Annotated in this window: 35 protein-coding genes and 1 pseudogene; 26 read left to right on the top strand and 10 right to left on the bottom strand. The window is 44.8% G+C overall.

The window, feature by feature from the left end; genetic code table 11:
- Nucleotides 1-64: 64 nt before the first annotated feature.
- Together HAP68_RS09905 and HAP68_RS19415 are read right to left on the bottom strand one after the other, a co-directional pair.
- Nucleotides 65-493, bottom strand: a complete 429-nt coding sequence (locus tag HAP68_RS09905; protein ID WP_024085498.1) for a hypothetical protein — start codon at nt 491-493, stop codon at nt 65-67.
- Nucleotides 494-1,239: 746 nt separating this feature from the next.
- Nucleotides 1,240-1,473 (bottom strand): hypothetical protein, encoded by a 234-nt coding sequence (locus HAP68_RS19415; RefSeq protein ID WP_024085496.1) that lies wholly within the window; start codon nt 1,471-1,473, stop codon nt 1,240-1,242.
- A 318-nt stretch (nt 1,474-1,791) separates the two neighbouring features.
- On the opposite strand from HAP68_RS19415, the gene HAP68_RS09900 reads away from it, so the two are divergent.
- The 3 genes and pseudogenes from HAP68_RS09900 (at nt 1,792) to sprB (ending at nt 2,576) form a co-directional block, all read left to right on the top strand.
- A complete protein-coding gene (locus tag HAP68_RS09900) occupies nt 1,792-2,049 on the top strand; it encodes a DUF3221 domain-containing protein (protein ID WP_231104036.1) in 258 nt (85 codons plus the stop codon).
- 190 nt (nt 2,050-2,239) lie between these two features.
- Nucleotides 2,240-2,397: pseudogene (locus HAP68_RS09895) on the top strand (hypothetical protein); the annotation flags it as partial.
- 2 nt (nt 2,398-2,399) lie between these two features.
- Nucleotides 2,400-2,576: a recombination directionality factor SprB gene (sprB, locus tag HAP68_RS09890; protein WP_007612049.1), complete on the top strand. Its 177-nt coding sequence runs from the start codon at nt 2,400-2,402 to the stop codon at nt 2,574-2,576.
- Between the two features lie 33 nt (nt 2,577-2,609).
- On the opposite strand, the gene HAP68_RS09885 is transcribed toward sprB, so the two are convergent.
- Nucleotides 2,610-3,035, bottom strand: a complete 426-nt coding sequence (locus HAP68_RS09885; RefSeq protein WP_003153663.1) for an SDR family NAD(P)-dependent oxidoreductase — start codon at nt 3,033-3,035, stop codon at nt 2,610-2,612.
- A 315-nt stretch (nt 3,036-3,350) separates the two neighbouring features.
- On the opposite strand from HAP68_RS09885, the gene phyC reads away from it, so the two are divergent.
- Nucleotides 3,351-4,502 (top strand): 3-phytase, encoded by a 1,152-nt coding sequence (phyC, locus tag HAP68_RS09880; protein ID WP_024085493.1) that lies wholly within the window; start codon nt 3,351-3,353, stop codon nt 4,500-4,502.
- Nucleotides 4,503-4,551: 49 nt separating this feature from the next.
- On the opposite strand, the gene HAP68_RS09875 is transcribed toward phyC, so the two are convergent.
- Nucleotides 4,552-5,508 (bottom strand): CgeB family protein, encoded by a 957-nt coding sequence (locus HAP68_RS09875; protein WP_024085492.1) that lies wholly within the window; start codon nt 5,506-5,508, stop codon nt 4,552-4,554.
- 6 nt (nt 5,509-5,514) lie between these two features.
- Nucleotides 5,515-5,946 (bottom strand): hypothetical protein, encoded by a 432-nt coding sequence (locus tag HAP68_RS09870; RefSeq protein ID WP_024085491.1) that lies wholly within the window; start codon nt 5,944-5,946, stop codon nt 5,515-5,517.
- 209 nt (nt 5,947-6,155) lie between these two features.
- Here HAP68_RS09870 and cgeC point away from each other — a divergent pair, with 209 nt between their 5' ends.
- The 15 genes from cgeC (at nt 6,156) to HAP68_RS09795 (ending at nt 17,918) form a co-directional block, all read left to right on the top strand.
- Nucleotides 6,156-6,455: a spore maturation protein CgeC gene (gene cgeC, locus HAP68_RS09865; protein ID WP_003153667.1), complete on the top strand. Its 300-nt coding sequence runs from the start codon at nt 6,156-6,158 to the stop codon at nt 6,453-6,455.
- A 63-nt stretch (nt 6,456-6,518) separates the two neighbouring features.
- Complete coding sequence (locus tag HAP68_RS09860; RefSeq protein ID WP_024085490.1) at nt 6,519-7,790, top strand: glycosyltransferase family 2 protein; 1,272 nt, start codon at nt 6,519-6,521, stop codon at nt 7,788-7,790.
- A 38-nt stretch (nt 7,791-7,828) separates the two neighbouring features.
- The gene (locus HAP68_RS09855; RefSeq protein WP_014305227.1) at nt 7,829-8,608 is read left to right on the top strand and encodes a GNAT family N-acetyltransferase; all 780 of its coding nucleotides are present in this window, start codon (nt 7,829-7,831) and stop codon (nt 8,606-8,608) included.
- 78 nt (nt 8,609-8,686) lie between these two features.
- On the top strand, nt 8,687-8,833 hold the full coding sequence (locus HAP68_RS09850; protein WP_014418145.1) for a YjcZ family sporulation protein: 147 nt from the start codon (nt 8,687-8,689) through the stop codon (nt 8,831-8,833).
- 134 nt (nt 8,834-8,967) lie between these two features.
- On the top strand, nt 8,968-9,414 hold the full coding sequence (locus HAP68_RS09845; RefSeq protein ID WP_024085488.1) for an AraC family transcriptional regulator: 447 nt from the start codon (nt 8,968-8,970) through the stop codon (nt 9,412-9,414).
- A 259-nt stretch (nt 9,415-9,673) separates the two neighbouring features.
- Nucleotides 9,674-11,005, top strand: coding sequence for an aspartate aminotransferase family protein (locus HAP68_RS09840; protein WP_024085487.1), 1,332 nt, complete (start codon nt 9,674-9,676; stop codon nt 11,003-11,005).
- A gap of 6 nt (nt 11,006-11,011) precedes the next feature.
- Nucleotides 11,012-11,701: a CoA transferase subunit A gene (locus HAP68_RS09835; protein WP_003153673.1), complete on the top strand. Its 690-nt coding sequence runs from the start codon at nt 11,012-11,014 to the stop codon at nt 11,699-11,701.
- Nucleotides 11,686-12,381, top strand: a complete 696-nt coding sequence (locus HAP68_RS09830) for a 3-oxoacid CoA-transferase subunit B (protein ID WP_007612023.1) — start codon at nt 11,686-11,688, stop codon at nt 12,379-12,381. Before HAP68_RS09835 ends, HAP68_RS09830 begins: the two co-directional genes overlap by 16 nt.
- Nucleotides 12,353-13,654, top strand: coding sequence for a peptidase (locus HAP68_RS09825; RefSeq protein ID WP_014305223.1), 1,302 nt, complete (start codon nt 12,353-12,355; stop codon nt 13,652-13,654). The genes HAP68_RS09830 and HAP68_RS09825 overlap by 29 nt, the downstream gene beginning before the upstream one ends.
- Nucleotides 13,617-14,489, top strand: a complete 873-nt coding sequence (gene ablB / locus HAP68_RS09820; protein ID WP_041482371.1) for a putative beta-lysine N-acetyltransferase — start codon at nt 13,617-13,619, stop codon at nt 14,487-14,489. The genes HAP68_RS09825 and ablB overlap by 38 nt, the downstream gene beginning before the upstream one ends.
- Nucleotides 14,486-15,907 carry a lysine 2,3-aminomutase gene (gene kamA / locus HAP68_RS09815; RefSeq protein WP_003153679.1) on the top strand — a complete coding sequence of 474 codons (1,422 nt, stop codon included), beginning with the start codon at nt 14,486-14,488 and terminating at the stop codon, nt 15,905-15,907. The genes ablB and kamA overlap by 4 nt, the downstream gene beginning before the upstream one ends.
- Nucleotides 15,904-16,182 (top strand): YokU family protein, encoded by a 279-nt coding sequence (locus tag HAP68_RS09810; protein WP_014305221.1) that lies wholly within the window; start codon nt 15,904-15,906, stop codon nt 16,180-16,182. The genes kamA and HAP68_RS09810 overlap by 4 nt, the downstream gene beginning before the upstream one ends.
- 74 nt (nt 16,183-16,256) lie before the next feature.
- A complete protein-coding gene (locus HAP68_RS09805) occupies nt 16,257-16,481 on the top strand; it encodes a YozE family protein (protein ID WP_003153684.1) in 225 nt (74 codons plus the stop codon).
- 299 nt (nt 16,482-16,780) lie between these two features.
- Nucleotides 16,781-17,092 (top strand): VOC family protein, encoded by a 312-nt coding sequence (locus HAP68_RS09800; RefSeq protein WP_046341313.1) that lies wholly within the window; start codon nt 16,781-16,783, stop codon nt 17,090-17,092.
- Nucleotides 17,093-17,237: 145 nt separating this feature from the next.
- Nucleotides 17,238-17,918, top strand: a complete 681-nt coding sequence (locus tag HAP68_RS09795; RefSeq protein WP_003153690.1) for a hypothetical protein — start codon at nt 17,238-17,240, stop codon at nt 17,916-17,918.
- On the opposite strand, the gene HAP68_RS09790 is transcribed toward HAP68_RS09795, so the two are convergent.
- Complete coding sequence (locus HAP68_RS09790; RefSeq protein ID WP_012117771.1) at nt 17,915-18,058, bottom strand: hypothetical protein; 144 nt, start codon at nt 18,056-18,058, stop codon at nt 17,915-17,917. The genes HAP68_RS09795 and HAP68_RS09790 overlap by 4 nt on opposite strands.
- A 118-nt stretch (nt 18,059-18,176) precedes the next feature.
- On the opposite strand from HAP68_RS09790, the gene HAP68_RS09785 reads away from it, so the two are divergent.
- The 3 genes from HAP68_RS09785 to HAP68_RS09775 all read left to right on the top strand — a co-directional run bounded on the left by HAP68_RS09785 (nt 18,177) and on the right by HAP68_RS09775 (nt 19,415).
- On the top strand, nt 18,177-18,350 hold the full coding sequence (locus HAP68_RS09785; RefSeq protein WP_003153696.1) for a YozD family protein: 174 nt from the start codon (nt 18,177-18,179) through the stop codon (nt 18,348-18,350).
- 73 nt (nt 18,351-18,423) lie between these two features.
- Nucleotides 18,424-19,035, top strand: a complete 612-nt coding sequence (locus tag HAP68_RS09780) for a phosphatase PAP2 family protein (RefSeq protein ID WP_024085485.1) — start codon at nt 18,424-18,426, stop codon at nt 19,033-19,035.
- Between the two features lie 59 nt (nt 19,036-19,094).
- Nucleotides 19,095-19,415 carry a YodL domain-containing protein gene (locus tag HAP68_RS09775; protein WP_003153700.1) on the top strand — a complete coding sequence of 107 codons (321 nt, stop codon included), beginning with the start codon at nt 19,095-19,097 and terminating at the stop codon, nt 19,413-19,415.
- Nucleotides 19,416-19,469: 54 nt separating this feature from the next.
- Here the strand turns inward: HAP68_RS09775 and HAP68_RS09770 are convergent, their stop codons facing one another.
- Nucleotides 19,470-19,595 carry a hypothetical protein gene (locus HAP68_RS09770; protein ID WP_003153701.1) on the bottom strand — a complete coding sequence of 42 codons (126 nt, stop codon included), beginning with the start codon at nt 19,593-19,595 and terminating at the stop codon, nt 19,470-19,472.
- A 137-nt stretch (nt 19,596-19,732) separates the two neighbouring features.
- On the opposite strand from HAP68_RS09770, the gene deoD reads away from it, so the two are divergent.
- Both deoD and HAP68_RS09760 read left to right on the top strand, forming a co-directional pair.
- Entirely contained in the window at nt 19,733-20,431 is a 699-nt protein-coding gene (gene deoD, locus HAP68_RS09765) for a purine-nucleoside phosphorylase (protein ID WP_003153702.1), read from the top strand.
- An 83-nt stretch (nt 20,432-20,514) separates the two neighbouring features.
- A complete protein-coding gene (locus HAP68_RS09760; RefSeq protein ID WP_003153703.1) occupies nt 20,515-21,333 on the top strand; it encodes a M15 family metallopeptidase in 819 nt (272 codons plus the stop codon).
- A gap of 43 nt (nt 21,334-21,376) precedes the next feature.
- Here the strand turns inward: HAP68_RS09760 and HAP68_RS09755 are convergent, their stop codons facing one another.
- Both HAP68_RS09755 and HAP68_RS09750 read right to left on the bottom strand, forming a co-directional pair.
- Entirely contained in the window at nt 21,377-21,631 is a 255-nt protein-coding gene (locus tag HAP68_RS09755; protein ID WP_015388097.1) for a hypothetical protein, read from the bottom strand.
- Nucleotides 21,632-21,723: 92 nt separating this feature from the next.
- Nucleotides 21,724-22,425, bottom strand: coding sequence for a class I SAM-dependent methyltransferase (locus HAP68_RS09750; protein WP_007407947.1), 702 nt, complete (start codon nt 22,423-22,425; stop codon nt 21,724-21,726).
- 146 nt (nt 22,426-22,571) lie between these two features.
- Here HAP68_RS09750 and ctpA point away from each other — a divergent pair, with 146 nt between their 5' ends.
- Nucleotides 22,572-23,975, top strand: a complete 1,404-nt coding sequence (gene ctpA, locus HAP68_RS09745; RefSeq protein ID WP_024085484.1) for a carboxy-terminal processing protease CtpA — start codon at nt 22,572-22,574, stop codon at nt 23,973-23,975.
- 60 nt (nt 23,976-24,035) lie between these two features.
- Here ctpA and HAP68_RS09740 read toward each other — a convergent pair whose 3' ends face one another.
- Nucleotides 24,036-24,761: a GntR family transcriptional regulator gene (locus HAP68_RS09740; protein WP_003153707.1), complete on the bottom strand. Its 726-nt coding sequence runs from the start codon at nt 24,759-24,761 to the stop codon at nt 24,036-24,038.
- 248 nt (nt 24,762-25,009) lie between these two features.
- Between HAP68_RS09740 and bglA the strand changes: the two genes are divergently transcribed.
- Entirely contained in the window at nt 25,010-26,452 is a 1,443-nt protein-coding gene (bglA, locus tag HAP68_RS09735; protein WP_003153708.1) for a 6-phospho-beta-glucosidase BglA, read from the top strand.
- The last annotated feature ends 116 nt before the right edge of the window (nt 26,453-26,568 follow it).

Below are 26,568 nucleotides of genomic sequence, written 5' to 3'. Positions count from 1 at the left end.
CCTTACCTAATTAAAACAAAAGAGTGAAGGTTGTAAGCCTCACTCTCTTGTTTTTAATGTATAGTTATACCAAAAAGAACACAACAACCTTCGCAATTAACTGTGCATCAGCTAATGGAATTCCGGCTTTCACTAAGGCCACAGTAACAGCTGTTTCTCCGAAATTTGTAAGTTCATCTATAACGTCCGCCGCTTTGTGTCCCCACTTAGAACAAGCATCACCAGCTTTTTGTGCCCATTTATATGGGATCTTTTTAATAAGGTTTCCTAAAGCGGGGCCACCAACCCTAAGTGCTTTTACTAATATTTGTTTAGCGAAAGGAATGCCCTGTGTATGTACTTCAGAATTTGAAGCTAAAGGAGCCTGTACGCTATTTTGAACTACAGGTGCTTTTTTACTTTCTGCTGCACTTGCATAGCCAGGAGAAACAACTGATATAGCCAGCACAGCCAACGTGAACACCATGATAAATGAAATAAGTTTTTTCTTCATTTCTTCACCATCCTTAAATAACCATTAGTTTAATATATTTACAAATATAATGTATATTTGTAATAAAATCAATATATTACCTAAAAAATTTCAGTTATAAAAGAAGGAACAAGAATTTTAAAAACATACTTTTGTTATTATACGAGACACAATTTTCTTAAAAAAGAACCGAAAGTCTCATTGGGGATGCCCATTTTATGCCGTGGAGAAGATTCAATAAAACTGTAGGTTTAACAAAAACAAATATTTTCAGGAGTGTAATATCATAAAACACTCAGAGGGGGAATTAGGTTTAAGAAACACCATTGGCAAGATTGGAATTGTTGGAATTTTACTGGAGTGGTTTGCTTTATGATTTTGGGGCAGGAGTTAAGGCGAAAAGAGATAACTCAGACTTGGAATGATACTGAATGCAACGTCTACGATCAACTTTGACAAATACTCAACTGCTGCTGTCGTTTAAACATTAGGATTTGCTTTTAATTTGCCTACAGGGGGCTGGTCATCTGATTAGCCGGATTAGCTAATAATGATCATTCTAGGTGAATATAAAATTGTTTACTTTTAGGATAAGCAGGAATGTAAAATGGCAGGGACGGCTCTTATGACAAAACACCTTGTAACGATTTATGAAGATAAGGATCAAAAGAAAAAATCGGGAGTGACAGCTTTATCATCACAGACAAAGGCGGCCCAAAAGTTGCTGCAATGTGATAAAAAATAACCCTGCCTTAGGCGGGGGATTATTACATGCTGTTTATTATGCTGTAAACAAACGCAACAATAAATAATGGATAAGAGATAACAGCAATTAGTTTTGAAGATTTGCTCTTTTTTTCAAATGTGTATATTAGTGCAAATCCTAAAAAGAATATTGAGACAAACCAAGAAGAATAGGACGGGTACAATGCAATAAGTAAGACAATAAGAGTGGATAATGCAAAAGAAGAGTCAAGTGTTATTTTCTGATCGTTTTTCAAATAAACCGCCTCCTTACACGTATTCCACATTAGCTCGCTTAAAGAAGGTGTTGTGGTTGATCAGCCAATTGAATATTTCATGATGCAACTGTGCGGTTCTATGATGGTGAAGACCTCGCCGTGTTCCATATTGTTAAAATCCTTAAAATGAGGCGTTCTAGTCTGTCATTTCCTAAAACAGTGTTTTACTCTTGTCACAAATATGCAAGAAGGGCGGTTTGAACTTGTATAGAGTATGTATAATGCTGTTAATTTTGTTAAGTATAACATTAGGGTGTCAAAACCCAAAGCAAACATTTTATGGAGGCTGAGCAAACCATGGTCGGCTATGTCATTTTAAAAGGAGAGAATCAAGCAATTTTCATACATAATGAAAAAGCTAATGTTAAAGACTATGAAAATCTTAGTGAAAAAGAGATTATTAAAAAGTATAGATCGGATATAGTTTTACTGGGACTTAGTCAACTTAACAATAAAGATGACTTGAGCAAAGGACAAAAAATTCGTATTTGGTATAAAAGATTCAATGAATCTTCACCGCCAAAAACAAATATCTCAAAGTTTGAAAGTATTTAGTATTTATTCTTTGATTCCCAGAAAACCGCTGCAAAACTGAAGCGGCATATTGAACCGAAATAATGTCTTCAAACCTCACGTCATTCTTCATTCGCGGTGGCTTATTCCTGCCCCGGGATTTATTTGACAATTGTTGACTCAGGTGCAGAGAAGGCATATGTCAAGAACACATTTTGAATTACTGGGCACCTTGAATAAAGCCAGCATTCCCATATTCATATGCGAAGAGATCGGTACTGAACGCTGGATCATACATTTGAACAAGCTTGCGAGGCTTTGATAAAGAAAGAACAGTCAAGAGACGAACCATTACATACATATAATACTCCTGTGAAAGCGGGGGTGTAGTTTTGGAACCTTACCAACGTTATGAGGAATTAAAGAAAAAAACAATAAAGGTTGTCCATAAAGATAATTACAGTATCCGCTATATAGATCAGGATGAAGCGAGTAATGACTTAGATGAATTTTATAAACAATTTGCTCAGCATTTATTGGAGGCTGCTTTGGAAAGGAGTGCAGAGTAAGCTTCTTTTTTTGATTTGTTTGTGGTAAGTATCTTAATAAACGGCTTTATCAGTACTGATATTAATCACATGCGTCACTTCTTGCAGCAAAGCGGCTTCTGCGACATTTTGTCCGCCGATAAGGTTGGTTTGAATGGCTTCAAAGGGATTATCCTCACATGTCGGAACCTGCTTCAGCGCAGCTGTGTGAAAGACAATATCAACACCTTTCATCACTTGGTTGACTCTTCTGTAGTCACGAACATCGCCGAGCACAAACGACAGTCTTTGTTCATCCGCGTATTTTTGCTTCATCACATATTGTTTACTGTCATCTTTGCTGAACACAATGACTTCTTTAGGGGTTAAGAGCAAAAGGCGTTTTACTATTTGGCTTCCGATTGATCCTGTTCCGCCTGTGACGAGAACAGTTTTATCGTGAAAAAACGGTTGTAGCTCTACTGCTTGCTGTTTAGGCATGGCTTATCCTCCAACTCTCGTTTCTCTACCATGCATCATATGTTGAACAATTTCAGCGAGTTAATGAAAGAAACCAATAAATCAAAAATTAGAGAAAAACATTAATCTGATGCGCTTTCATATCGCGTTACCCGATTAATAGAATAGAAATTACAAATAAAACATTGTACTAAATATTCATTTTAAATATTTGCTCCCGTCAATTTTTTCTCGTCATAAATCCTCACATGAGGACAATCTTCACAAAAACTTAACACTGAACTTCCTGTATGTATTTTACAATTAAAGTGCACGTTCATAAAAGGAGGATGGAAAATGAATCATTCAAAAACACTTTTGTTAACCGCGGCAGCCGGATTGATGCTCACATGCGGTGCGGTTTCTTCCCAGGCCAAACATAAGCTGTCTGATCCTTATCATTTTACCGTGAATGCGGCGGCGGAAACGGAGCCGGTTGATACAGCCGGTGATGCAGCTGATGATCCTGCGATTTGGTTGGACCCCAAGAATCCTCAGAACAGCAAATTGATCACAACCAATAAAAAATCAGGCTTAGTCGTGTACAGCCTAGAGGGAAAGATGCTTCATTCCTATCATACCGGGAAGCTGAACAATGTTGATATCCGTTATGATTTTCCGTTGAACGGAAAAAAAGTCGATATTGCGGCGGCATCCAATCGGTCTGAAGGAAAGAATACCATTGAGATTTACGCCATTGACGGGAAAAACGGCACATTACAAAGCATTACGGATCCAGACCGCCCGATTGCATCAGCAATTGATGAAGTATACGGTTTCAGCTTGTACCACAGTCAAAAAACAGGAAAATATTACGCGATGGTGACAGGAAAAGAAGGCGAATTTGAACAATACGAATTAAATGCGGATAAAAATGGATACATATCCGGCAAAAAGGTAAGGGCGTTTAAAATGAATTCTCAGACAGAAGGGATGGCAGCAGACGATGAATACGGCAGTCTTTATATCGCAGAAGAAGATGAGGCCATCTGGAAGTTCAGCGCTGAGCCGGACGGCGGCAGTAACGGAACGGTTATCGATCGTGCCGATGGCAGGCATTTAACCCCTGATATTGAAGGACTGACGATTTACTACGCTGCTGACGGGAAAGGTTATCTGCTTGCCTCAAGCCAGGGTAACAGCAGCTATGCGATTTATGAAAGACAGGGACAGAACAAATATGTTGCGGACTTTCAGATAACAGACGGGCCTGAAACAGACGGCACAAGCGATACAGACGGAATTGACGTTCTGGGTTTCGGGCTGGGGCCTGAGTATCCGTTCGGCCTTTTTGTCGCACAGGACGGAGAGAATATAGATCACGGCCAAAAGGCCAATCAAAATTTTAAAATGGTGCCATGGGAAAGAATCGCTGATAAAATCGGCTTTCATCCGCAGGTCAATAAACAGGTTGACCCGAGAAAAATGACCGACAGAAGCGGAAAATAAACATGAAAAAAGCAGCTTATCCAAGCTGCTTTTTGATGTGAAGAGCGTTTCATGAGAAAGTCTTGGTACGGATAGCCGTAAGCACAGCCGGCAGCCGGTCATACGTGTACGCCGGTACTGTCTCTTGATAATTAAGCGCCGCGATTTGTTTACGTTCACCCGGGTTTGTCATATAAAAATGGATCTTATCCGCAAAATCCGCAAACCCGCTGTAAGAAACAAATGATGAAAACGGGGGCGCGGGAGAAAGGTCTGTCAGCTGAAAGGCCTGACAAGCCGCAATGTCTAAGCTTCTCGTATTTAAACTGGTATTTTCGATGCCGCGTCCGTTCTGATTGAGCGCAAACCGATAAGAACGGTGAGGGTTTAAGACCACCTCTGCGCTGTTGTAATATAATGCGGCAAGTTCGGGTTCAATCCATTCATCCATTACGAGCACATTTTGCTGTCTGGCGATTTTTTTAGGCAGATGTCTGCGCCATCCCTTCCCGATAATACGAAGCGTATACGGAAGCTTCGCCGCTGCTTTCACCAGTTCAACGCGGTTCGGATACGGGTATCCGATCAGAAGCAGATTTGTGTGAAGAGAGGCTTCAGCAGGTTGTTTTTTAAAAAGCCGCTGATTAACGGGGATCGGGACATAATATACGTGCTGTAAGCCCATTTGCCGGTAAGCATCAAGCGCGTTTTGTTCTATCGTTAAAACGGCATCCGCAAGCGGCGCGATTGTCATACTCACATCGAAATAAAAAGGATCCTCCGTCATCCATAGATAAACGGGAATCTGTTCTGTCTTCAGCCATTGAAGCCATTCAGACGGAATACGGTCTCCCGTCATCATCAGACTGATGTCTGGTTTGAATGCCCGTATACTGCGGATGGTATCTTCCTCAAACTCAGAAACAGAAAAAAAGCGGACGGAAGACTGTAAAAAGCCTTCCTCGATCCAGCGGTCAAAATACGTGTATATGCCTTTATATCCTGAACGGATATATAAAACGTTCATATGCTGTTACGAAGTGAACGTGACACTTTCAACTTTGTCGACGTCAAGCAATGTTGTAGCAGAGCCTGTCGGTGTAACGGAATTTTCCTGCGTAACAAAAACGATTCCGTGAATTTCGTCAAAGGCAACAAATTGAACCGGGCCGATCATGTCTCCTGAATCCATCACAATGCTGATGACAGTGCCGGGCTGAATTCTTGCAAAAATCCATCTCGCCGCTAATGAAATACCGCTTCCCAATACAGATTGTGCGCTGAGACTGTCTTTCGCCGCTGCTTCATCCACTTTTGCATCAATTGCCGATTCCAATAAATCTTTTACTTTGTTTTCCACATTATCTCCTCCATCTGTGCCGCCAGATAAAGCGCTGTTGTCAAATACAGGGGCTAAAAGAGTTTTTAATAACTTCTTTTTAAGCTCCAAACGATCCTCGCTCATGCGGACATACACCTCCTTTACAATTTCAACCTCACGTTTATTCATATTCCTGATTGAAAAGATTGGTATAAGTCGAATGCCGTTTTGCTTGCATTTTTTTCAATAATTAATCAAACAGCTGAATTTTCGAATCAGGCTTTGTTTGCCTATGCGGATTGTAAGAGTATGACATACGTTGTATAGATTAAAAAATGAAGGAGAGGAATATTTTGGATTCAGGAGAAACTGTAAAACACGGGGGTTTTGAGGAGGAATTTCAGCTCGTACTGCTTCTTCTTCTTTTGTTATCTCATCAGCCGTCCGGAGATCATTCAGATTTGCGGCGTCAGCTTGTAATGGCAAAAGAGCTTGGGGTTCCTGTATCGCGCGTCAATCTGATTAACGGCAGCACACTGCAGAACGTAATTGTCAAAGAAGTGCTGTCAGATTTGGCCGTTTTTCAAAATCCGCTCAATAATACGAGATCAAACGTCGCGATTTCAAGCATCGTCAGCTGGGGGGCTTTTTAATAACGATATCAGGCTCTGTCTTTTTCGGAGCCGTTTTTTACGTTTTACAGAAGGGGTGATGGGATGGAAAAGAAGGTCTCAATTATCTTAACGAGTTACAACAAACCGGATCTTGTAAAACAGGCGATTGAAAGTGTTTTGCATCAGACCTACAGCAATTGGGAGCTGTTTGTGATGGATGATCATTCAAATGAAGAAACCTCGGCCGCCATCAGTACGTATATAAAAGATCATCGCATATATTATGACAACAGTTTTATCAATCCGGCCGAACGGCTGAAGTCGACCCGGTATGCCGTTTTGATTAATGATGCGCTTTCACGGGCCGAAGGCGAATACATCACTTATTTGACAGACGACACCGTATTTCATCCGAATAGGCTCAGCCGCATGGCGGAAGCGCTTAATCAATGCAGCGAGTTTGATGCCGTCTATTCCAGCCAGAAGGTGATACATGTAAACGGGCGCGGAACAGAACAATTCCACTTCTATCGTTTTGCTGAAGAGGTGCTTGATCAGGCCGCTTTTCTCGTTGATCACTGTTCAGTGATGCACCGGAGATCATTGCTTGAGCGTGTGAAAGAGAAGTTCGGCAGCTTTTGGGACGAAGATGTTATGCATTGGAATCACGGAGACTCTGTTTTTTGGAGCAGGCTCAACACATTTACATCATTTCTGCCGATAAAAGAAGTGTTGGATACGACCTATAAAACACCCCACTCATTTCAGAACACGTATCAATCGCTTCCGTCTGTCCTGATCGACGGATCCTTTGTAAAGGGGACGGATCAGAAAGTATATCAGCTTGACCGAAATAAAAGGAAGCCTGTAAACGAGCGCTGGCATACGTTATACGAAGGCCGGACCGTCGTCATTCCGGATCCGTTTTTATTTCAATATGAGGAAGAGGACTCCGCAAGTATTCCGAATTTTCAGCTCGTCAGGGATCAGTTTCATGTTTATTTTATAGAAGACGGGGAGAAAAGGCTGGTTGATCATAGCGCATTTCGCTTTTACCGATTTAAACGGCATGGCATCCCGGCTTTAGAACGGGCCGAAATACAATCGCTTCCGGACGGTCCGCCGATCAGCCGGTGGACATCGGACTGTGTTCAACATTTGCCCGGGAGGATGCTGTTTCGCATTGAACGGAAATTTTATGTTTATTTGAGAGGGGTTCTCCATCCGATCAGTCATGACGTAGCGAAACGCTTTTTTGCGAATCAGAAGGCGATACCCATTTCCTTTCAGCAAATTAAACAATTACCAATTGGAATGCCGTTCTATCCGGTGTACGATGAAATTATAAGAAATCTCAATATAACAAAAGGTTGAGAGATGCAGTCGGATGTGCAAGGAAAAGGAGAGCTTTTATGACCGATCAATTTGATAAAACCGAGAAGCAGTATATAGAGCTTACTTCCGGCATTCAGAGGTTCGAGCATTTCAGTGTATATACGGACCCTTTTTTGCCGCAGATTTTTTCGCATAACTTTGTTCAGCTGCACCGTACATTTCCGTTAGACAAACTGCTGCCGTTTCTTTCGTCCGTTCCGGGCATGCTTCAAGCCAATTATATTCATGTGAAAGCGTCTCCGGAGCACGCATTTCCGCTTCTTCTGAAACAAACTCTGGTAAAGCAGGGCTGCGTAGTGGAAGATGAGCTGTTTTTTGCAAGGAAACTGGAAAATGGGGACCTGCAGGCCGGACACCCGCTCACTGCTTGGGGGACGGAAAAGAGCCTCGCCGATGGGTCGTCTATTATGAACATCTATGATGCCCTTTACATTGGCGAGGCGGCGGCCGAACAAAAGCTTGAGCGGAAATATCCTTTGTATAAGGAGGGAACGGTTATGCTTGTCGTGTGCTACAGCGACGCCTCGCAAACGATTCCGATCGGCTGCGGAGAGCTTTTCATCAACAAAGCAGATAAAACCGCAAAAATAGAAGAAGTCGCAATTCTGGATCAATTCCAACGAAAAGGCTACGGATCGATATTGATGAATGAGCTGATGGCGGCGGCAAAGCTGAACGGCATGGAAACCGTATACCTTGTGACGTCCGGGATGGACGGTGTAAACCGCTTTTATGAAAAACTCGGCTTCAAAAGATTTCGGCGCGTGCATACAATTTTTCATTATTTTCTTACATAGTTGGGCATTCGCATAAACCAATTGGGAGTTGGCCCGCATACAATGCCGTATATCGTAAGAAGAAAGGATGATTTGCGTATGTACGGATACGGATATGGCTACGGTTGCGGCAGTTTTGGCTATGGTTACGGGCACGGCGGCTGCGGAGGCGGAACCAGCACTTTTGTGCTGATCGTGGTATTGTTTATTTTATTAATCATCGTCGGTGCGGCTTTTATTTGTTAGACTGAAAAAATCCTATAATGAAAATCAGCCTGCAGAGAACATCACTTTCTGCAGGCTTTTTGTTATTTCCATGCTGAAAAATCAGCTTGAAAAACATTTTAATACATATTACCTTTCTGGAGAAGGGGGAAAATGTGAACATAACGATTGAAGAATTACCCGAATCCAGAATTGCTTATTTCCGAAAAGTCGGAGAGTATGGCGGAAAGCAAAACAAAGAACTGATGGAGTCATTTAAAAACTGGGCGCAATTGAATGGCCTGCTTGATCATTCTGTCATTTTAGGAATTCCGCAAGATCATCCGAATCGTACTCCTAAAGAGAAATGCCGCTATGATGTTTGTCTTGTTATCAATCAAGACCATGTGCCTGAACCAGCCCGGATCGGTACATTTTCCGGAGGGAAGTACGCCGTTTTCTTGCTTGATCATACAAAAGAGGCAGTCAGCGGATTTTGGAACACTGTTTTTTCTGAGATCGGAAAAAATAATTTATCAATCAGAGAACAGCCTATTATCGAAAGGTATACTTTACAAAAGGTGAATCATCATTTGTGTGAAATATTGATTCCCATACAGTAAAGAAGACGGGAATTTTCCGCCTGCTGCTTATACAGATTCAGATCAAAAATGATGTGATGAGCAGATAAATAGCAGAACCGAAGAAAGAAAAAATCAACAATAGGAATAGAATTTCCAGAACGCTCTTCAGGCTGTCGGGACATCTCCGGCAGCCTGTTTTACAGAAAGGTATTTTCTTCAAAAAACTTTCTGAAGGATAAGAATGCGGTTATTCATCTGTTCATACAATGAAGCAAATGGGTTTTCGAGGTGGAAAGATATGGGGAGCTATTTAATCAAACCGGAGCTTGACGCAAATTATCCGTCAGTCAGTCATGGTAAGGGATCATATGTGTATGATCAGGAGGGGAACAAGTATCTGGACGGAGCATCGGGGGCGGTCACTTGCAATATCGGCCACGGCACGGAGGATATTATACAAGCTTTAAAAGAGCAGCTTGACTCCGTTTCGTTTGTGTATCGCTCGCAATTCACCAGTACTCCGGCAGAAGAACTGGCTTTATTTCTGGCCGATCATCTGCCGGGCGGACTGAATTGGTCATTTTTTGTAAACAGCGGCTCAGAGGCAGTCGAAACAGCGATGAAAATGGCCGTTCAATATTGGCAGGAAAAAGGGCAATACCAAAAATCCGTCTTTCTATCAAGATGGGGAAGTTACCACGGCATTACTTTGGGAGCGCTTTCATTATCAGGGTTCTATGAACGGAGATACCGCTTCACCCAGCTGCTTGAACGGTTTCCGGCCGTTTCAGCGCCTAATATGTATCGTTCAGAGCTGCAGGGAGAGGAATTTGTGAAAGCTGCGGCGGCTGAACTGGAAACGGCTGTTCAGCGGATCGGTTCCTCATTTATCGCGGGATTTGTCGCAGAGCCGATTGTCGGAGCAGCCGGGGCGGCCATCACTCCGCCGGCAGGTTATTATGAAGCGCTTGAGGTTGTCTGCCGCCGGCACGGTATTTTGTTTATTGCGGATGAAGTCATGACGGGGCTCGGGAGAACAGGGCGGATGCTTGCTTCTGAGCATTGGGGGATTGCCCCTGATATCGCGGTGCTCGGAAAAGGGTTGGGCGCCGGTTACGCTCCGATTGCGGCAGCTGTTGCGTCTGATGACATCGTTGAAACGATCAAGCGGGGCTCCGGGGTCATTATGAGCGGACATACGTACAGTGCCAACCCATACTGTGCCAGGGCGGCGCTTGAAGTGCTTCGCTATGTCAAGAAACACGAGCTGCTTCGGCAGTCAGAGGAAAAAGGCGTAATGCTGAAGCGGAAATTAGAAGAAATCAAAGACCGCAGCGGGGTGATCGGGGATGTCCGCGGTAAAGGCCTCCTGATCGGGGTTGAATTCGTTAAGGATAAAACGACGAAGGACGTTTTTTCGAAAAAACAGGCCTTCACCGAAAAAATCATTAAAGCGGCAAAAAAACGGGGCCTGCTTATTTACCCAGCAAAGCCCGGTATTGACAGCGGAGAAGGAGACGCCGTCATCATCGCCCCGCCGTTCACGATTTCATATGCGGAGCTGGATGAGCTGTCAGATCTATTTTCCCAGTCCGCAGAAGAAGCTGAAAAAATGATGAAGAAGGATTGAGCTGATATGTCTATTTTTCATAAAAAAATCGATATTCATGAAGCAATTGCCGATGTCAAGGACGAATCTGTCATCATGTTCGGCGGTTTTGGGGGAGTGGGTTCACCTCCGTCATTAATCGAAGCGATTTTGGAAAGCGGCGTTAAAGAATTGACCGTCATCTGCAATGATGCCGGATTTCCGGAAATAGGTATCGGTCCGCTTATCGTTCATAAGCGGGTAAAAAGGCTGATCGCTTCCCATATCGGCTCAAATCCTGTCGCGGGCAGACAAATGACTGACGGAGCGCTTGAGGTGGAATTTTCGCCGCAAGGGACGCTTGCTGAACGGATTCGCGCAGGCGGAGCGGGGCTAGGCGGTATTTTAACTGATATCGGCATTGATAACGCAACCGTTTGTGAAAACAAAGAAACCGTAACGATTGACGGAAAGTCCTATTTAGTTGAAAAAGCGCTGACAGCTGATTTCGCTTTTGTGTCGGCACATATTGCTGATGAATTCGGAAATCTGACGTTTGACAAAACGGCGCGCAACATGAACCCTCTGATGGCTGCTGCGGCCGAAAGAACATTTGCTGAGGCGGCAGAAATTGTGCCTGCCGGCGAACTTGACAGCGAGCATATTGTAACGCCGGGCGTTTTCGTGGAGGGTGTCGTGCAAAGTGAAGGAGTGAAGTGGAGATGGGCTTGGGAATAGCGGAAAGAGAGAGTATCGCGAGGCGGGCCGCCAGTGAAATTACCTCAGGTATGATTGTCAACCTGGGGATCGGCATTCCTTCTTTAGTGCCGAACTTTCTGCCGGCCGGCATGGAGGTAATGCTGCAGGCGGAAAACGGCGTCCTCGGGATCGGCGGTAGTCCGGAGCGCGGAGAGGAGGATGAGCTTTTATGCAATGCGGCCGGATTTCCTGTCAGTACAGTTAAGGGTGCTTCCTATTTTGATTCAGCTCTGTCTTTTGCCATGATCAGAAAAGGGCTGATAGATATTACCATTTTAGGCGCGCTCCAAGTCAGCAGGACAGGTGATCTCGCCAATTGGCTCGTGCCGGGGAAAAAGGTGCCCGGAATGGGCGGGGCGATGGAGCTTGCCCAAGGCGCGAAAAAAGTGGTTGTCGTCATGAGCCACACCGATCAGAAAGGCCGGCCGAAGCTGGTCGAAAGCTGTTCATTGCCGCTTACAGCAGCAGGCTGTGCAGATCTCATCATTACAGAGAAAGCCGTCATCAGCATAGATGATGGGGCTTTTGTTCTTGAGGAACTGCTGAATGGCACGACCATAGACGATGTCATTCAAACAACGGATGCCGAAATCAGATTGGGAGAATGTTTTCTTAAAAGGGGGTCTGTCCATGGATCAATTAGAAAAGAAAGTCACTGAGTGGGCGGAAGAAAACACAGCAAAAGCGGTAAGCCTGCTGAAACGGCTGATCGGGGAAAAAAGCACGTTCGGCCATGAATTTAACGCACAGGCAGTCGTTTTAGAAAAACTGAGACAGTTTGACATGGATATTGATGTCTGGGAGCCGAGTGTCAAACAATTGAAAGAGCATCCTTATTTTGTATCGGAACGCGAAGACTTCCATGAAAGCCCGAATATCACAGCCGTAAAGAAAGGGGCCGGGGGCGGAAGATCACTGATACTGAACGGACATATTGATGTTGTCCCGGAAGGAAATCCCGCCGCATGGACGTATGAACCGTTTACAGCTGTTGAAAAGGACGGCAAAGTTTACGGACGCGGTTCAACGGATATGAAAGGCGGCAATACAGCCCTCTTGTTTGCGTTAGAAGCGCTTGAAGCCTGCGGGATTACGTTAAAAGGAGATGTTCTGTTTCAAAGTGTCGTAGATGAAGAGTGCGGCGGCGCGGGAACACTTGCGGCTGTTATGAAGGGCTACAAGGCTGACGGGGCGCTTATTCCCGAACCGACTAATTTAAAGCTGTTTGTTAAGCAGCAAGGGTCCATGTGGTTCCGCATTACGGTAAGAGGATTGTCCGCACACGGCGGCACCCGCTATGAAGGGGTGAGCGCCATTGAAAAAAGCCTGCATGTCATCACAGCCCTTAAAGAGCTTGAACACGTCCGTAACGCCCGTATCAAAGACCCGCTTTATCGGGACGTTCCGATTCCGGTTCCCATTAATATCGGCACCGTCCAAGGGGGAACGTGGCCATCATCGGTAGCTGACCGTGTGGTGATAGAAGGCAGGTGCGGAATAGCGCCGGATGAAACGCCCGAAGCAGTAAAAGAAGAGCTGGCAAGCTGGCTGAAAGATTTGGAGTACCGGGATGAATGGTTTAAACACCACCCCGCGGAAATAGAATGGTTTGGGGCTCAGTGGCTTCCGAATGATCTCCCGGATGAGCATCCGCTGATTTCCGCTCTGGAATCTTCTTTTGAGAAAATGAAAGGGGCAAAACCGGTTCGTGAAGCGTCCCCGTGGGGAACGGACGGAGGGCTTTTGCAGCATGCGGGACAGACGCCGGTCATCGTCTTCGGTCCGGGAGAAGTCAAGGCGGCGCATCAGGCGAATGAATACATTGAAGTCCGGGCGTTAATCGATGCCGTCAAAATCATTTCTCTTTTTATCATGGAATGGTGCGGGGTGGCAGATGGGGGTGACAGCGCTGATAAAGGAACTGAGGGCTGAAAGCGGAGCGGCCGAGATTGATGCAGACCGTTTCAACGAGCGGATCAGGGTCATTCGTTATGACGGACAGCCCGAGGCGCTTATACCGGCCGTTTTGGCAGAAGCAAAGGAAGAGGGAGCCCAAAAGGTGATTTTCTTTGCCAAGCGCGGCGATGAGCCGGAATTTGTCAAGCATCTTTTTATTATTGAGGGTGCCATAGACGGGTATTACAACGGGCATAAGGCTGTTGTGATGGTGCGCTATTTATCAGAGGAACGGAGACGGTCAGATTCATATGTATCAGAAGATTCGGCTGTTGACCGTTTATATGAGACACCGCGGCGGGGAATGACTCAGACAGAAAGCGCGCTGATGTTCAGAAAAGCGGACGAAGATGATGCGGACTGTTTAACGCACTTATATAAACATGTTTTTCTTACCTATCCGACTCCTGTCTTTAATCCCCTTTATATTAAAAAAACAATGAAAGAAAACACCATCTATTATGCCGCATTCGATCAGGATCGTCTCATTGGGGCGGCAAGCGCAGATATCAATCCGGTATTGGGGCACGCTGAAATGACCGATTGCGCGGTTCTGTCAGATTACAGGGGGAACTCCGTAACGGCACACTTGTTTAAAGCGTTGGAGCAGGAACTCGCTGGCCGGGGAATCATTCATCTTTTTTCCTTGGCCCGTGCAGCGTCTTACGGGATGAACGCCGTTTTGTATCATGCGGGATACGGCTACAGAGGCAGGCTTGTGAACAACTGCCGCATTTCAGAAGGGCTCGAAAATATGAATATATGGTGCAAAACTTTACGTTTGGCCATTCATAAGGAGGAATTCGTTTGACAAACAAATGGTTTCAGCCGAAGCGTCACTGGAAGGAGATTGAATTGTGGAAAGATGTGCCGGAAGAAAAGTGGAATGATTGGCTGTGGCAGCTCACCCATACTGTAAGAACCGTCGATGACCTGAAAAAAGTCATTCATTTGACCGAAGAGGAAGAAGAAGGCGTCAGGATGTCTGTAAAAACCATTCCCCTGAACATTACGCCTTATTATGCTTCTTTAATGGATCCCGATAACCCGAGATGTCCGATCCGCATGCAGTCCGTGCCGCTGTCAGAAGAAATGCACAAAACGAAATATGACCTTGAAGATCCGCTGTTTGAAGATGAAGATTCACCGGTTCCCGGTCTTACGCACCGCTATCCCGACCGCGTTCTTTTTCTGGTGACAAATCAATGCTCGATGTATTGCCGATACTGCACCAGAAGGCGTTTTTCCGGACAGATCGGAATGGGGGTGCCGAAAAAACAGCTCGATGCGGCAATCGCTTACATCCGGGAAACGCCGGAAATCCGTGACTGCCTGATTTCCGGCGGAGACGGGCTTTTAATCAACGATCAGATTCTGGAATATATTTTGAAAAACCTGCGTGACATTCCCCACCTTGAAATTATCAGGATCGGAACGAGAGCGCCCGTCGTATTTCCGCAGCGGATAACGGATAACCTTTGTCAGATTTTGAAAAAATATCATCCGGTCTGGCTGAACACTCATTTTAATACGAGCATCGAACTGACGGAAGAATCGGTTGCGGCGTGTGAAAAGCTCGTTAACGCAGGTGTTCCGGTCGGTAACCAGGCCGTTATTTTAGCAGGCATTAACGATTCGGTGCCGATTATGAAAAAACTCATGCATGATTTAGTGAAAATCCGCGTGCGTCCGTACTATATTTATCAATGTGATTTGTCAGAGGGAATCGGCCATTTCAGAGCGCCTGTGTCAAAAGGATTGGAAATCATTGAAGGACTGAGAGGCCACACAACAGGCTTTGCCGTGCCGACCTTTGTCGTCGACGCCCCGGGCGGAGGCGGTAAAATCGCCCTCCAGCCGAACTACTTGCTCTCCCAAAGTCCGGAGAAAGTTGTGATCAGAAACTTCGAAGGGGTGATTACATCTTATCCCGAGCCGGAAAACTATATCCCGAATCAAGCTGACGACTATTTTGAATCTGTTTTTCCGGGAACAATGGCCAAACGCGAGCCTGTCGGACTGAGCGCCATTTTCGCGGACAAAGAGGTTTCGTTCACACCGGAAAATGTATCGAGGATCGACAGGAGGAAAACGTTTACATCAAACCCTGATCATGAAACGCTGAAAGACCGCAGGGAAAAGAGAGATGAATTGAAAGAAAAGAAATTTATTGCACAGCAAAAGAAAGAGCAAAAAGCAGGATCGGAAGTCGGAGGTGAATCGCCGTGAAGCCATGCGAGTGGTGCGGCAATCAGAAGGCGTCAGCTTGTCAGGCTGCTGTGTACTGGGAGCTTCCTGACGGTACGAGAGCCATAGAAATTACAGAAACACCCGCATTCGCCTGTTCCTCCTGCGGCATGACGTATCAGGAGGAAGCGGTCATAGCGGAAATCGAAAATCAGCTTTTTTTAGTCGATGCAAAAAAATTACCGGAAACACTCACATATCAAGAGCTGATGGGGACAGAACGGATCTTGAAACGGAATTATTTTGACTTCTCCTAGTCTTCTTTTGTTGTAATTTCACACTTGAATTGTATAATAGTACAACAAAAGACAGTCATCAGGAGGGGAAACCCATGAAATCCTTTTATCACTATTTGATGAAATACAGGCATCCCAAACCGCAGGACGCAATCAGCCGGTTTGCGAATCAGGCATACGAAGATCACGGCTTTCCGAAAACGTCAAGCGATTATCACGAGCTCAGTTCTTATTTAGAACTGAGCGCCGACTATTTAGAAACGATGGCGACATTTGATGAAGCTTGGGAAAAATATGAGACCGAGGTGCATCACGCCTGACGAAAAACCGCACATTGTGCGGTTTTTTTCTGTTGAAATCAATCGCTTATGAGGTGCCGTATGATCAAATCCCGCAATGCCTTTCGTTTTGATCAGGCGTAAACAAATCTTCCTGACGGCACGGATCATAAGGCAGCAGAATGTATAGCTGCAGAGTTCACCGGATCAGACCTGCTGCCGGCGGGGTCCCGTGTAAGGAGCCTCTTTTCACGGAGAAATAGTCAAACATTTAAATGAAGTGAGAGGAATCAAATGATCTATGGTGAGGCACTGACGTTTGGACGGAAAGGGAATTTTTTGTGACAAGGTTGAAGCGGATTGAAGTTGTGGCTTCATTGAAAGCCGAAACGAGTTTGGTTCTTCATGATAAACAAGCCATTACGAATATGCAGCCGGAATTGGATCTCCATACACCTTCGATGATGTGTTTCACGGCAAATCTTGAACATCACGGCGGTGATATTGTCAACATGCCTTCGGGCCGGGTATTTACCTTTGCGTCATGGAGAAATAAACAAAAACTCATTCAAAAACAGGCGCTTTTTGTCTCGTCATTGTTACTGCTCATTCGATCGAGAGCGCAATGCCATCAGACGCTTCTGTTACGGTAAGTGAAAAAACGCACAAGCATGTTGGGGTTTTTGACATTTTGAACAGGTGCAGAAATAGATATTTCCTGTGGTTTTCATGCCCATGCGAAATTATGGCGGCCGGCATACGATAGCGTATGACAGTCCGCGGCAAGGGGGAGACAGCATGAAGCCAGATAAACCGAAATTTCAAGTGGGAGACATCGTGGTCGTCGTGATGTACGGAACCGTCGGCACCATTACGAAGGTTCATCAAATTGATAAACATTATCTTTATGAAGTCAATCATAATGAAGTGCTTTATTTTGAATCGTCCATCCAGCTTTATAAAGATTATGAGGGCGTGATCGTCGATATGGAAAAATTAGATATTGAATATGAATTTCTGATCGGCGACGTCGTATATGTAAAGGACTACGGAAAGGAATTATTCCGAGTTATCGGTCACAGAACTGAAATATGGAGATATTTAGAGGATGGCTGGGAGGATATTATTTATGAGCTGACTCGGCTGAAAGACGGAGAGTGGCTTGAAACGGAGGAAGAGGATCTCACGCTGGTTCTGAGAAAATATGAAATGGATCAGTTTGTGCATCAGCTGCTGTTTGTCCACTATGTTGGGGAAGCATCTCATGAGATCGGCGAGGATACCGTCGCGTCTGCTCTTCTTCAGTTTGAAGGCGATGCTGATGATCCCGATGCCCTGCATGTGCTGGCGGTATCGATTGTAGATGAGCTGCTTGATATTTATAACGATTATAAGATTCTTTATCATTTGTTCGGTGACGAAGAATATAAAGATATGATGAATTTTGTGCTGGAAAGCCTGCGGGAGCATTTCAGCTAGCCGGCAAAAAAACGGACGGTGACATATAAAAACCAGGGCAGACAGCCGGCAAAGATGACAAACGACATTCCTTTCAGCACTTTTTCCAATACGATATCAAATCCATCTCCGTCCAATAAAGCCATCATTTTCGTCATTATCTTTTCTCCCTCCGGGGCTTGTTTTTTTAAAAGTATATGAGCGGACAAAACGTTTAGAACTTTCGGGTATAATTTGAACGGTTTTTTCATAAAACATAAAAAAGGAGGCGGTGTTTGCATGAAAGAAATAGATCTTGTGATTGACACAGAAGAAATAGCTGATTATTTTTACAGTCAGCTTGCTATGCGCGGGTACATACCGAGTGAAGAGGAAATCTTCGAAATAGCCGACATCACCTTTGATTATTTATTAGAAAAATGTATGATAGACGAAGAGCTTGATGAAGACTGAAACTGCGGAACCGAAGTGAAAAAGCTTCGGTTTTTTCAATCAGCTCGGGAGAATGAAACATGGGGGGAAAACGTTGTACAAGCCAGCAAGTCTTTTCACATTGTTTATTCTGCTCGCAGCAGCGATCCGGATAGAAGCCGTCCGGGCTTTTGATGAGCGTGTGATAGAAGCGGCTGTCAGGATCAGGTCTGTCTGGCTGAATGAATTGATGTTATGGATAACGGAGCTCGGCACGACCGCGGTGCTTTTGCCGCTTCTTCTTTTGACAGGCGCAGCTCTGTATATGTACAAAAAAACGCCGGATGTTGTTTTTTTGCCGCTTCTCTTTCTCATTGAACGGATTGTAAACATAAAAATAAAAGAATTGATTGAAAGAGCCAGACCCGCTTTTGAACCGCTCGTCCATGAAACCTCATACAGTTTTCCGAGCGGCCACTCCATGAATTCGGCAGTGATGTATCCCGTCATCGCTTACTTTTTGATCAAGCATGTTCCGTTTTTCACGAAAAGAAAGAGGGCCCTCACCGTCTTTACCGGAGTTCTCGTCATTCTGATCGGATTCAGCAGAATTTATTTGGGCGCGCATTTTCCGACGGATGTCCTTGCCGGATTCAGTCTCGGACTTTGCCTCGTTTCGCTTTTTGCGCTCTTTGACGAAAAGTATCATCCGTTTCGACAAAAATAGAGACAGGAAAAATGAGAAAAAACGCTAATACTATTAAGAAATAAGAGGGAGGGATCTTGATGCTGTTATCGCTGCCCGTGTTTAAAAAAAAGACTTGTGCCTATGATGTGACGATTTTTCAAACACCCCGCTACGGCGAGAAAAAGGGATACAGGGTCGTCTATCGGACAGAGCTGGCCGCTGACAATCATCAAGACGCACTGGAAAGGGCATTTTCTGTTTTTAATGTGCCTGATACGGTCCCAAACGACTATCAAGCCAGATTCATAGCGACCGGAGACGTCATACTCATAGACGAAGGAAGAAAAGGAAAGACCTATTACAGGCTTAACCCTGCGGGATGGAGTAAAATTAACCGGCTGCTCGTCCAGCCGAGGTAAGACGGAGCCGGCTGAAGATTCAGCCGGCTTCCGTATTGTCTGGGAAAGACAGTGTTAAGGCTTCCGTTTAGCGGCGGAATGCTCTTTTCCATGCGCTTCATCAGCTGCAATGACGTCTGAAACGGGCACGTGATTGTTCTTTTTCTGGCCGGTCACCCGGTTGCGCTGTTTTTTGCCCATTATGTTCACTCCTTTTTCTTTAGGCTTGTCATCCCGCATATTCTGCCCAAGATTGCCCTGATCAATGCTGATGATTGTCTCTTACCGTTATTCAGTGTACAATGGGTGGGAGTTTGAATAGGCAGGAGGAAAAGGAAATGAGTGTACATATAAACGCAGAAAAAGGCCAAATTGCGGATACAGTGCTTTTGCCGGGAGATCCGCTCCGAGCGAAATTTATTGCGGAAACGTATCTTGAAAATGTGGAATGCTATAATGAAGTCAGAGGAATGTACGGATTTACGGGTACATATAACGGCAAAAAAGTATCAGTCCAAGGCACCGGCATGGGTGTTCCGTCTATCTCTATTTATGTGAATGAACTGATTCAAAGCTATGATGTTCAAAACTTAATCAGAGTCGGCTCATGCGGAGCCATCCGTAATGACGTGAAAGTGCGTGACGTGATTTTGGCTATGACGTCTTCAACGGATTCACAGATGAACCGTGTCGCCTTCGGCAGTGTAGATTATGCTCCTTGCGCAGACTTCGAACTGCTTCATAAAGCGTACCAGGAAGCGCAAAAAAACAATCTTCCCGTAGCGGTCGGAAGCGTATTCACCGCCGATCAGTTTTACAATGAAGACTCCCAGATCGAAAAGCTTGCCAGATACGGCGTCCTCGGCGTAGAGATGGAAACGACTGCTTTATATACGCTTGCCGCTAAATACGGCAAAAAAGCGCTGTCTATCCTGACTGTAAGCGATCACGTATTAACGGGAGAAGAAACAACGGCAGAAGAGCGTCAAACGACTTTTCATGATATGATTAAACTGGCGCTGCATACTGTATCGTAAACTTGAGATGAGGGTTATGCTGATTAAAGCAGCCCTCTTCTTTATGCATCGCCCTGATTCAAAAAAAGAAAGGTAAGGGTAAAATGAAGAAATCCACTAAATGGTTCTCGCTCGCTGCCGCTCTCAGCGTAACCGCAATCGTGGGCACCGGCTGCAGCATTTCAGGCGGCGACAGCCATAAGGACACAAAAACAGCAGCTGAAACAAAACAATCAGATGACACATCAAGCAAAAAAACAACGAAGACAGAAAACAGTGATTTTGTATTAGAGAGCAAATATTTTAATGATATTAAAGAAGTGAACGGGCTTGAGACCATTCAAAACCCGACAAATACACTTGCGCTCGTAAATAAGACATATACGCTGCCGGGAGATTATAAACCGAATGATCTCGTAATCCCGAAAGTCGAATTTTCTTTTACTGAGAAAATCGAGAAACGATATATCCGCAAACCGGCCGCCGATGCTTTGGCGGAACTATTCAGCGCCGGGAAAAAAGAAGGTTATGACCTGGTTGCCGTTTCAGGATACCGTTCTTATGACAGACAGAAAGTTATTTTCGATAATGAAGTCAGTCTGAAAGGTGAAAAAAAGGCGAAAGAAGCCGTCGCATATCCGGGGCAAAGCGAACACCAGACGGGGCTTGCCATGGACATTTCCAGCAAAAGCAACGGATATGAGCTGAATGAGGCGTTCGGAAACACGGCGGACGGCAAATGGGTGAAAGACCATGCGTATGAATACGGCTTTATCATCCGCTATCCTAAAGGCAAAGAAAATGTTACAAAGTATGAGTATGAACCATGGCATTTACGCTATGTAGGCAAAAAAGCGGCAAAAGCCATCCATGACCATCAATTAACGCTTGAAGAATATTTTAATGAAGTAAAGAAAGTGTAATGAGAAGAAGCCCGCTTGAAAAATAGAAAGCGGGCTTTCTTTATTACCAGAAGAGCAGACCTCCAAGCGCAAATCCGGTAATGAAACCAAGGCCGATACCGTAGGCTGCTCCCCAGCCTCCCCAGCCTCCTCCCCAATAACCGAATCCGTACCCTCTGTGACGGCCGCCGACAGGGGCGATATACACTTTGCTGTTAGTCACCCGTACGATTCTTCCGACGTGGACTCTGCCGTTTCGTTCTGTAATTCTTGCTACTTTTCCTTGGTGCTGCCGGCAAAGATGATAATAGTTTTGCATCTTTTCTCCTCCTATCCAACCTATCTTTCTATGTCAGCTTATGATAGAGTGCGGTAAAAAGGTTGGACGAAAACAGGAGGACAATTGCCGTTTTACTTGTAAGCGACAAAAGCGCAGTGTCCCATATATTCACGGTACGTCTGCATAAGCTCGTAATGAGCCGTCAGCGTATCGTAGTGAACCGGCTGAATAACGGGCGATAAATCCATTTCTGTAGTCGGCTCCTGCGCATTGTTTTCATAGACAGCGGGAATGAAATCCGCTTTCTGAAAGCCTTGCTGAAGCAATCTCTGTTTCCATGCGGTTTCATCCTGCAATACGGTAAAACCGTAGAAGTCTTTTATCTGCGTGATGGCGTTTTCCGGCATGGGCTTTTGTAAAGCAGCTTCAATGCCGATCAGCATGCCCCCGGGTTTAAGGACCCGCAGGATTTCAGACAGCGATGAATCAAGATTTGAAAAGGTGAGAACTGATTCGGAAAGAACGGCGGAAAATTGATTTTCAGCAAACGGCAGCCGCTCAAGCTCCGCTAAATAGCCCGGAATGGTTAAGCCTTCAGCGGCAAATCGTTTTGCTGCTTTTTCAAGCATAAGAGGATCCTTATCCACACAGGTGACGGGATACAGCAGGTGGCCGAGATAAGCGGCCGTCTGTCCCGTTCCGCAGCCGGCGTCAAGAATCGGTTCGCCAGGAGGAGGAGCCGCTTTTGTGAGAACGGCTTTGGAAAAAGCGAGCCCGCCCGGGTGAGCCCCTCCGACTCCGAATAAGGACAGCATTTCTAAATATTTGCTCAAAGGCCGAATCCTCCTTTTTTCCTCAGCATATGTTAAGAGAAAAGCATAGGTTTGGGTAAACGGGAAAGAAGGGCGCCTCACGTTTGAAGTTGACGAATGAGCGTTCGTCTATGATAATAATGTAAGAATAAAAAGGTGGTGTTTTCTTGAAGCGGCAATTTAAACTGTTTTTTATTATATTGATCACTGCGGTCGCAGCCTCAGCGCTTACGCTGTTTATCACGGGCAATACGACCATTTTCGGACAAGGCTCGGCTGCTTTGACGAACAGCAAATTTGAGAAATTCAATAAAGCCTATGAGCAGATTAAAAGTGATTACTATCAAAAAACAGATGACAGCAAATTAGTAGACGGAGCGATAAAAGGCATGATCAGTTCCCTGGATGATCCGTATTCTTCTTATATGGATCCTCAGGAAGGAAAGTCGTTTGAAGAAACAATTTCCGCTTCTTTTGAAGGCATCGGCGCACAAGTGGAAGAAAAGGACGGCAGCATCCTGATCGTATCGCCGATTAAAGGGTCACCCGCGGCAAAAGCGGGGGTTAAACCGAATGACCAGATCTTGAAGGTCAACGGTAAAAGCGTTAAAGGCCTTAATGTAAACGAAGCCGTCGCATTAATCCGCGGCAAAAAGGGTACAAACGTCAAGCTTGTGCTGCACAGAGCGGGTGTCGGCGATCTGAACCTGTCGATCAAACGTGACACCATCCCGGTTGAAACGGTGTATTCTGAAATGAAAAAAGGAGACATCGGCGAAATCCAAATCACATCCTTCTCCGAATCGACGGCAAAAGAGCTGAATTCAGCCATTGACAGCCTCGAAAAACAAGGAGCGAAAGGATACATTCTCGATTTAAGGGGCAACCCGGGCGGCCTGATGGATGAAGCCATCAAAATGAGCAATATGTTTATCGATAAAGGGAAAAATATCATGCAGGTCGAATACAAAGACGGCACGAAAGAAGTCATGAAAGCGACGAAAGAGCGCAAAGTGACAAAACCGACAGTCGTCCTCGTCAATGACGGCACCGCGAGCGCCGCGGAAATTATGTCGGCTGCGCTGCATGAATCATCCGGAATTCCGCTGATCGGCGAGAAAACGTTCGGAAAAGGAACCGTGCAGACGGCAAAAGATTACAGCGACGGTTCTACCGTTAAACTGACAATCGCAAAATGGCTGACAGCGGACGGAGAGTGGATCCATAAAAAAGGCATCAAACCGCAATATCAGGTTAAGCTTCCTGAATATGCGAACCTGCCGTATTTAGATGCGAAAAAAACATACAAATACGGGGATTCCGGAACGACCGTCACCAATGCGCAAAAAATGCTGAAAGCGCTGGGGTACAGCGTGAATGTAAACGGCACGTATAATAAAGCATTTGAACAAGCAGTCAAACAATTCCAAGCAAAAGAGAAGCTGAAACAAACAGGTATTTTAACGGGAGACACAACGGCAAAACTAATGACGGATCTGCAAAAACAGCTTGCGGACAACGATACACAAATGAAACAAGCCGTTGAAACATTAAATAAGAATATGAAATAGTAAAAAACACCCGATGCGTCGCTCGCGCATGGGGTGTTTTTTATTTGCGAAAAGCCCGTCTTATGTCGTTTCCTGTTCAAAAAGGTGGCTGTTCGCCTGAATGAAAAACTGTGATTGCTCATAGTGATAGGTGACTTTTGAGAAATCAAACGGCTGGCCGTTGGTTAAATGAAAAATCGTTTCAACGCAAAGCTTAGGCGCTCCTGTAAACAGACCTAAGTACTCCGCTTCTTCCTCATTTAACATCCCCGCGTACAGATATAAATCTGAAAAACCGCGCTTTAACCCGAGACCGTCTCTAATATAATCAAATATTGATTCTGCCACGATCTCTTTATTCAAATACGTAATAATGGATTTGTTGTAAAATGACTCTTCGATACACAATGTCAGCCCGTCAATATATCGGATTCGCTTGACATAATACACGTCGCCGTCAGGCGGCATATTCAGATTTTGGGCAGCCTCAGGCGTGGGTTTTCTCACTTCCAGCGCTAATAATTTGGAAGTGACATTAAAATCTTCAAGTGATTCTTTAAATCCCTGATTAGAAAGCAGACTGATATACCCTTTTCTTTTATTCCGTCTGACAAAAATGCCGCTTCCCCTCACTTGAAACACAATCCCCTTTTTTTCTAATAAATCTAAGGACTTGGTGATCGTGCTTTTGCTCACGTTAAACCGGGTCATTAAGGTTTGCAGCACAGGCAGTTTATCCCCTTGCTGCAGCTGATGTTCTTCTATGTATTTTTCAATATCTATCGCGATTTGCTGGTATTTTAACATATCCATTCCTCATTCATTTATTGTCCCGCTTCTTTCAGAATTATAGCATAATCGTTTTTAAAAGCCATTTCGTAAATTAACTATAATTGTTTATGTATTGATAAATTATACCGGTACAATTATAATGTAAACGTATAATATGAAAATGAAGGCAGGAATTCTTCTACACCTGCGAAGCGGTGCTTGAAGCTGCTGCAGTGCATTTATTCGGTATGCAAGCGGCAGTCAAATAAAGGAGGATATAAACGATGGGGACATTGCCAAAAGATTTTTTATGGGGAGGCGCTCTGGCCGCCCACCAATTTGAAGGGGGATGGAATAAAGGCGGCAAGGGGCCGAGTGTAGTGGACGTCATGACGGCAGGCGCGCATGGTGTGCCCCGGAAAATAACAGATACAATTGAAGAGCGGGAATTTTATCCGAATCATGAAGCGATCGATTTTTATCATCGTTATAAAGAGGACATCGCATTATTCAGCGAGCTGGGCCTGAAATGTTTAAGAACGTCCATCGGCTGGAGCAGAATTTTTCCTAAAGGTGATGAAGCGGAGCCCAATGAGGAAGGATTGGCTTTTTACGACCGGGTGTTTGATGAATTGCTGAAACATGGGATTGAACCGGTAATCACGCTGTCACATTTTGAGATGCCGCTGCATTTGGCGAGGGAATACGGCGGTTTCAGAAACAGAAAAACAGTCGGATTTTTTGTGAAATTCGCTGAAGTGTGTTTTGAACGCTATAAACATAAGGTGAAATATTGGATGACGTTTAATGAAATCAATAATAAGATGGATGTGAATAATCCGATCTTTTTATGGACGAACTCGGGCGTCGCCGTTAAAGAAAACGAAAACGCAAAAGAAGTCATGTATCAGGCCGGCCATCACGAACTGCTGGCAAGCGCATTGGCTGTTTCGAAGGGAAGAGAAATCAATCCTGAGTTCAGGATCGGCGCGATGGTATCACATGTCCCGATTTACCCGTACTCATCTCACCCCGATGATGTGATGCTGGCTGAAGAAACGATGAGACAGCGCTTTTTCTTCCCGGACGTCCAGGTTCGCGGATATTATCCAAGCTATGCGTTAAAAGAATTTGAAAGAGAAGGCTATCAGATACACTTTGAAGACGGTGATGAAGAGATTTTGAAAAATGGCCGAGTGGACTACCTCGGATTCAGCTATTACATGTCCACTACCGTAAAAAGTGACGTGATAAACGATAATACCGGGGATGTCGTAAACGGAGGATTGCCAAACGGCGTGGAAAATCCTTATATTACAGCGAGTGATTGGGGCTGGGCGATTGACCCGACCGGTTTACGGTACACATTAAACCGCTTATACGACCGCTACCAGATTCCATTATTTATCGTGGAAAACGGATTCGGCGCCATTGACACATTAGAAGAGGACGGTTCAATTCATGACGCTTCAAGAATTGAATATTTATCGTCACATATAAAAGCTTTGGAAAAAGCAGTCACATATGATGGCGTGGATGTAATGGGCTATACACCATGGGGAATTATTGATATTGTGTCATTTACAACCGGAGAAATGAAAAAACGCTACGGCATGATTTATGTTGATCGGGATAATGAAGGCAACGGTTCAATGAAGCGGCTTAAGAAAGACTCATTTGAATGGTATAAAAAAGTGATTGAAACAAACGGCGCATATGTATCCTAAAGGTGTAAAAAGGGAAGGCTTCACCGTTGTGTGAAGCCGGCTTTTTATCAGTAATTATGAAAGCGCATTCATTAAAACGGGAAGGAGGTGACTGTCCGGCTTTTCATTTAGAATCG

It is taken from the genome of Bacillus sp. Bvel1 (assembly GCF_014872755.1).
Lineage (GTDB): Bacteria > Bacillota > Bacilli > Bacillales > Bacillaceae > Bacillus > Bacillus velezensis.
The sequence above is the reverse complement of the archived record's forward strand: the minus strand, read 5'-3'. Positions and strand labels throughout refer to the sequence as shown.